General features: G+C 53.7%; 6 protein-coding genes. 4 read left to right on the forward strand and 2 right to left on the reverse strand.

From position 1 onward, the window contains the following. Positions 1-203: 203 nt before the first annotated feature. The 4 genes from AB5Y67_RS08470 (at position 204) to AB5Y67_RS08485 (ending at position 4,543) form a co-directional block, all read left to right on the forward strand. Positions 204-899: a family 16 glycosylhydrolase gene (locus AB5Y67_RS08470; protein ID WP_080768689.1), complete on the forward strand. Its 696-nt coding sequence runs from the start codon at positions 204-206 to the stop codon at positions 897-899. 679 nt (positions 900-1,578) lie between these two features. After that, positions 1,579-1,863, forward strand: coding sequence for an AlpA family transcriptional regulator (locus AB5Y67_RS08475; protein WP_136501564.1), 285 nt, complete (start codon positions 1,579-1,581; stop codon positions 1,861-1,863). Between the two features lie 2 nt (positions 1,864-1,865). Further along, a complete protein-coding gene (locus tag AB5Y67_RS08480; RefSeq protein ID WP_234879093.1) occupies positions 1,866-2,759 on the forward strand; it encodes a toprim domain-containing protein in 894 nt (297 codons plus the stop codon). An 80-nt stretch (positions 2,760-2,839) separates the two neighbouring features. After that, the gene (locus AB5Y67_RS08485; protein WP_136501563.1) at positions 2,840-4,543 is read left to right on the forward strand and encodes a DUF927 domain-containing protein; all 1,704 of its coding nucleotides are present in this window, start codon (positions 2,840-2,842) and stop codon (positions 4,541-4,543) included. Between the two features lie 42 nt (positions 4,544-4,585). On the opposite strand, the gene AB5Y67_RS08490 is transcribed toward AB5Y67_RS08485, so the two are convergent. Beyond that, positions 4,586-5,092: a hypothetical protein gene (locus tag AB5Y67_RS08490; RefSeq protein ID WP_368207664.1), complete on the reverse strand. Its 507-nt coding sequence runs from the start codon at positions 5,090-5,092 to the stop codon at positions 4,586-4,588. A gap of 519 nt (positions 5,093-5,611) precedes the next feature. Beyond that, on the reverse strand, positions 5,612-6,394 hold a 783-nt coding region (locus AB5Y67_RS08495), incomplete at its 5' end, for a DUF4113 domain-containing protein (protein ID WP_368207665.1).

A 6,394-nucleotide genomic window follows, 5' to 3' on the forward strand; every position in this document is an offset into this window, starting at 1 on the left:
CACCGTTATATACGGTGGCTTTTTTATTCTGGTTATACCAACCAGCCGTCATGTATTTCATACCTTTTCAGGAAATTTCAAAAATATGAAACTGTCATGACGCGATACCAGTATAAGTTTCAATATATGTTAATGGCTATTCTTATGCTGCTTGTAGTCATCAATAAAACACTCATTAATAAACACACAGGAATGTGGATAATATGCGTAAACTTGGACTGATGTCAGTATTGCTGATGGCGGGAGGATTATATTCCACTCAGGCATCGGCATGGTGGTGGAGCAATCAGGATTGGCAGGTCTCTGATGGTTGGCGTAATGGAGGGTCAGAATTCGACTGCACCTGGCGCGCCGCCAACGTCTGGATGGAGTCCGGCATGGCCATCCTCCATGCGAAATCCGACAAAGGAAACAAGAGCTGCGCTGAGCTGCGAACCTACAACTACACCCGCAAGGGTCGTTATGAGGTGCAGATGCAGGCAGGATCGGTGCCCGGCACCATCAGCTCCTTCTTTACCTATACCGGAGATGCAGGCACCAGCTCTCACTATGAAGTCGACATCGAGCTGATGGGGGGCACCAACCTGCTCCATACCAACGTCTGGATCCAGGGGCGTCAGTATCCTCAAGACATCGATTTAGGCAAGTACGGCATGTCAATCTGGAATATGGAGCGCTACGCCTTTAATATCGATGCAGCGGGTGTCACTTGGCAGGTGTTCAGCCGCACCCAGAACAAATGGGTGAGCGTACGTCGCGAGAGCCGCCCCGTCACCAGCTGGATGCAGACGTTTGTGAATAACTGGATCAGCGCCAACCCGAGTTTCCCGCCCAGCTCCTACAACGGCCAGCCCGCCTACGCCAAATACAAGTACGCCAATGTGACTCCCTGGGAGTGATGGCTGACTGATATATACAAGGTGAAACTCTTCTACTTCAGGAATCACCCATTCATCAACACATCGCCTGAGACTAATGAGCTGCAGAGCATGCTTTATAGACTAAGTGTCAGGAAGGGGTAAGGGAGAATCTGTAAGCTTCTTTTACATCAAGTACAACGAAGAGAAGTACTGCTGGATGTCCAAAGTAGTTCAACGAGACAGTATGTCAGCCACCTTCGAATGGCATACTAAATGGTACACTCAAAAACACCATATGAAAAAGCCCAACCTATTCAATAGGTTGGGCTATATATGTGGCGGAGAGACAGCCAGTGCAATCATCACTTGAGGAAGTTGAATTTTAAAGCATTTTGAATCAATACAAAGTCGCAATGTACCAATCACTGTACCTATATCCCTCCACCCAAATCATCGTATTCCCCCCGCAACAAACAAACCAAATGAACTAAAAAGCAACATCGTTATGAAAACAAAGTCTAAAAAACACCCAAAAACGTTATGAAAAACATAACAAAAAACGCCGAAATGTTATGAAAAACATAACAAAAACGTTATGAAAAACATAACCTTAGAAAAAAAATTTGATGTGGAGTTTTTAAATTAGTGATTCACTGCGCTCACTGTACGGACAGGGACAACACCGTACGCTGACCAACTGCTACGCAAGGAGCTCAGTATGAATCAAAACGCCACTCCTCAGACTTACCCCAAAGGTACCAAGCGCTCTTGCGCCTCTGCCCCAGCAACAATTAAGGCCAAACTGCGCTCATCAACTACCTGCTCCTACCACTTCCTTTCTCTTTACGAAGTGCTGGCTTTAATCCCTGTCAGCAAGACGACTTGGTATGACGGAATGAAGCAGGGTCTCTACCCGCAAAATTACAAGCTCGGGCGTCGCCGCGTCGCTTGGCGCAGCTGTGATATCGAGGACTTGATGCAGAAGTTGGTCGGGGGGATGTAACCATGACCACCGCCCTCTCCTTGGAAGACTCAATGACTGACATGGGCGTGAAGCCATCACGCGCATTGAACCCTACTCCTGGTCAGGTTCTCCGCTTTCATATTCAAGGGGACCGCCCTGGTACAAGCAATGGTTGGTTGATCACCGACGAGTTGGGTAATCACGCCGTCTTTGGCTCGTGGAAGTTGGGAATAAAGTGCGTATGGCGGCCAATCGGACCCGCAATACCAAGCTATATCCGTGCCCAACTCACCCAGCAAGCAAAAGCAGCTGAGGCACATCGGCTTGCCGAGACCCAAGCAAAGGCACTCAAGGAAGCCAAAGAGATCTGGGGGGCAGCCGAGCCCCCATACCAACACGCTTACCTTGCACGCAAACAAATCTCAGGGGTCGGTGCTCGTCAGTTTGGTAACCGGTTGATAGTACCGGTCTTCAATGCACGCTCCCAGTTGTTGAGCTTGCAAGACATCGATGAAAGCGGGAATAAGCGCTTCCATCGGGGGTTGTCACTCAAGGGCGGGTTCTTACTCCTTGGCCCTTCACCCAAGTCCGGCGCCCCCGTATTGCTTTGCGAAGGCTATTCAACCGGGGCCACGCTGTTTGAGAACCTCGGCCTGCCGGTCGCCATTGCATTTTCTGCCGGTAACCTGCTCGAGGTCGGCCATATCATTCGCACGCTTTATAGCAGCAGCAAGCTGTGGGTGTGTGCAGACAACGATCATGCCACTACAGGCAACCCCGGACTAACCAAAGCGCGTGCAGCAGCTTATCAACTGCACGGCCGCTTGATTGTGCCACCGACCATCCCCGGCATAACCGACTTCAATGACCTCTTCTGCCTTAACGGCAAAGCCGCACTGCTCGCGTGTGTTGAGGCTGCTCCTCCAGCCCATTAAATCCGGTGTCACGGCGTCACTGTGTCACAAACCCCAACGAGACCGGATCGTTCAACCAACTTTATATAAAGGAATATCTCATGAATACAAAGCGTTATGAGCTGAAGGCCGAGCCCTTCCAGTTAGGTCCCATTGAGTTTCAAGATGGACTCTACTGTGTCACCACTGACAAAGGTCAAGACGATGTTTGGAGCAGGATCGGTGCTCCACTCTGGGTAACAGCCTGCGGGCGCGACACTGCGGGTCTAGGCTGGGGCTTGCAAGTACGCTGGTATAGCCCTGATGGTCGACCGCAGGAGGCGTTCATTCCACACGTTCACCTGCTGTCTGACGGACGCGAAGCGTTGATGAAGCTGATGGACGGGGGCTATCGCTTCAACTTGGGAATGAAGAGACAGCTGATTGACTATCTCAACTCGAAGAACCCCTACAAGACGTTCATTCGGGTTGATCGACTAGGCTGGATCCCGGATACCCACATCTTCATGTTGGGAGATGGACCGGTGGGATCTACCAACGACAATGAGTACACCTATACCGGGAATAACCCAACCCAATCCGACGTGGCAGGCACCTTGGACGAGTGGCGTGATGACGTTGCCGCGCTGTGCCTTGGCAACAGCCGCTTGCTATTAAGTACCTCGCTTGCTTTCGTTGGCCCCTTGCTGCGCTTGACCAATCAGAGCAGCTTTGGCGTCCATCTGGTGGGGCCATCCTCAATTGGCAAGAGCACCGCCATGTTGGTTGCAGCTAGTGTGCTCGGCAAGCCTGCCAACAAGATCCAGACGTGGAATGCCACCAAGGTGGGATTGGAAACCACTGCGGGCTTGTTCAACGACAGTACCCTCTTTCTGGACGAAATCGGGCAGGCTGACCCTCATGTTCTAGGCGACACCATCTACATGCTGGCCAACGGCGAAGGACGAGCTCGTGCCAATGCAGATCTGTCGCGCCGTGCCAAACTGCAATGGCGAACAACCTTCCTCAGCAACGGGGAAGTTGACTTGGAGCACAGCCTTGCCTCGGTCGGTAAGCGTCACAAAGCTGGCCATGATGTCCGCATGATCAATATTGAGGCCGATACAGACCGGCATGGCATCTTCGAAGAGTTGCATGGCTACCCGAATGGTGCCTCCCTTTCCAAGGCCCTCGCAGAACGGACTGCCCAGTATCATGGCATTGCCTTCCGATCTTTTGTTGAAGAGCTGACCTTGGACATCAATGGTGCTCAGGCATTCGTTGACGAACATCGCGCTGACATGATGCGACGGCTTGGAGCCAAAGAGTGTGATGGCCAAGTGCAAAGGGTAGCCGATGCATTCGGATTGATATCAGCTGCAGGTGAGTTGGCCAACCGCTTCGGGATCACAGGTTGGCCTGCGGGTAGTGTAGCAGCTGTTGTCGAGCAACTATTCCGCAAGTGGCTCGCAAGGCGTGGTACAAGCGGCTCCCTTGAAGAAGCAAACATTATCGAGCAGTTGGTCGACCTACTCGAAGGGCGCCACGGGCAGTACCTTGCCGATGGGCCGAATGTAACGAAGCTGGGAGAGACTTACGGCTACAAACTCGGGCCCGACCTGCACCTCTACGTGTATGGGTTTAAAAAGACCTTCGCCGATTTTAACGCCAACTACGTCCATAAGGTGTTGCGTAAACACGGCATTCTCATGCATGGCACCGGCCGCGACCTGCCACGCCACAGCCAATCCAGGGTGTACCAATTGTCGTTAGACAAGATCGCGGACGCCCACGACAGGCTGTTGGCGGAACAAGGTGGAGAGTAAACAACAGGGGCCGCAGGACGCGGCCCCTTTTCTTGTTTGCTATTAATGCAGGGGGGATTGTGGTTCGTCGGAGCAGTCCTCATCAAGCCAGCGCTGCCGCTTGTGTGTCAGTTGAGCGACCAGCTCCTCCTGCGACCATACCCTCTCCCGCAGGTCGGTCTCGACTCGCCCTCGCAGTTGCTCAAAGAAATGTTCATCCGCGATGGCCATCAGATAGGCCAGCTCCAACACCTCATCACCGTTGAGCGAGACACGACGAGCCTTTCGCTTGGCACTCACGCTCACCTTCTCTTCCCGCTGGCTGTGGCTAACATGGAGCCCAACGAGAGACGGGTTCAGACCGGAGATGATGCGCTCACTCAATCCCCACTTGATGCTATCCATCAACGGCTTGCCCAGAATGCCCCCTGTTGCCACCGTCAGTGACGCGACAAACAGGCTGAAGTCCAACAACTCCTCCTTGGTCAGCTGACCGTTATCCAGCATCCGCTGGATCGACCGGCCCGACTTGCCAAAGAGTCGCTCTATGAGATCGAGATTCACTTTCATGATGGTGTCCTTTGGTTTTGGCACTATTGCCGCCCCAAGATTTAAGTCCCCCTTTAGGGGGACAAACTGCCACCAAATGCAATTGATATTTATTCCCATCAAGTTGGGTGTAACTTCATAAGTTCATGACAGATATTGGGCCACAGGTCGATTGATGCGGCCCTGCTCGACGGGATCTCGAACGCACTCCCCCTCCCCTAGCTCATGCCAAAGATGGGGTTCGTTTCCTATTATAGGAAACGAACATTCTAGCAATTTCAATTGGTTACCATACCTAGCAGCGGTCATAACAGCACACTCACCCGCAAAGGATGAGTCGAGGGTGAATGTGGCTATCGGTTGCACAAGGGAGAAAAACCGGTACCGACGAGGTGGTGGGGGTGGATCAAATCAAGATGGGGGGGCGGGAGGTGACCCCGCCGCCGCGCATGTGGAATGTGTCACCGAGACCCGTCTACATTCGCAGCACTTTTCCAAAACGTCCAACTACAGCCAAGTAGCAGGTTCCTTGTGCCTTGGTTACCTAGCCACCGGCAGGTCCTCCCAGCGGGTGGTGTAGCAGGGGCTCAAGTGCTCTTGTCGCATCATCCACTCAGGCGACCCCGTGCCTTGGCTGGCAAAGCCTACGCGCCCCAATCCCTTGGCTTTGATCTGGTCCATCACTGCCATCAGCGCGTCCGATTGAGCGGAGGACGGGGCAAACAGATCTGCCTGTTGCTGCCCCTTGGGAGTGAACTCACTCAGCATGACGCCCCCCTTCTGATAGCGGTAACCGTCGCACCAAATCTGCGCTAGCAGCACGTTCACTTGCTGCAGCAGCAACCGGGTATCATCGCTAGGGCAGACCAGCCGGACGCCAGCCTGCTCACTGTAGTAAGGCGCTCGTTCGTCAAAGGGGCTGGTTCGCACGAACAGGTGCACCCGCTGGCAACACATCCCCTCGGCCCGCAGCTTCTCGGCTGCGCGAGCCATAAAGCCTGACAACGCTTGGGCCATTTCTCCACGGTCAGTCACGCGCTCACCAAAGGAACGGCTCGAGAGGATCTGCTGCTTCGCCGCCGGTTCAACGGTCAGCTCTGCGCAAGGCCGGCCACGCAGCTCCTGTACGATCCGCTCGACCACCACGCCGTATTGGGCGCGTAACCCTTTGGCGTCGCTAGCCACCAGGTCAGCAACGGTGTTGATGCCTTGTGCCACCAACTTGGCTCCCAAGCGCCGTCCTATGCCCCACACCTCGTCCACCGGGGTGATAGCCATCAGCCGGGCACGGCGCAGCTCGTCACGCAAGTCCACGACGCCGCC

The sequence above is a fragment of the Aeromonas sp. s12 genome (genome assembly GCF_040907925.1).
GTDB lineage: Bacteria > Pseudomonadota > Gammaproteobacteria > Enterobacterales > Aeromonadaceae > Aeromonas > Aeromonas veronii.

Coding starts and splice junctions, on each gene's coding strand:
- AB5Y67_RS08470 (WP_080768689.1), top strand. CDS start 204: ATGCGTAAACTTGGACTGATGTCAGTATTGCTGATGGCGGGAGGATTA.
- AB5Y67_RS08475 (WP_136501564.1), top strand. CDS start 1,579: ATGAATCAAAACGCCACTCCTCAGACTTACCCCAAAGGTACCAAGCGC.
- AB5Y67_RS08480 (WP_234879093.1), top strand. CDS start 1,866: ATGACCACCGCCCTCTCCTTGGAAGACTCAATGACTGACATGGGCGTG.
- AB5Y67_RS08485 (WP_136501563.1), top strand. CDS start 2,840: ATGAATACAAAGCGTTATGAGCTGAAGGCCGAGCCCTTCCAGTTAGGT.
- AB5Y67_RS08490 (WP_368207664.1), bottom strand. CDS start 5,092: ATGAAAGTGAATCTCGATCTCATAGAGCGACTCTTTGGCAAGTCGGGC.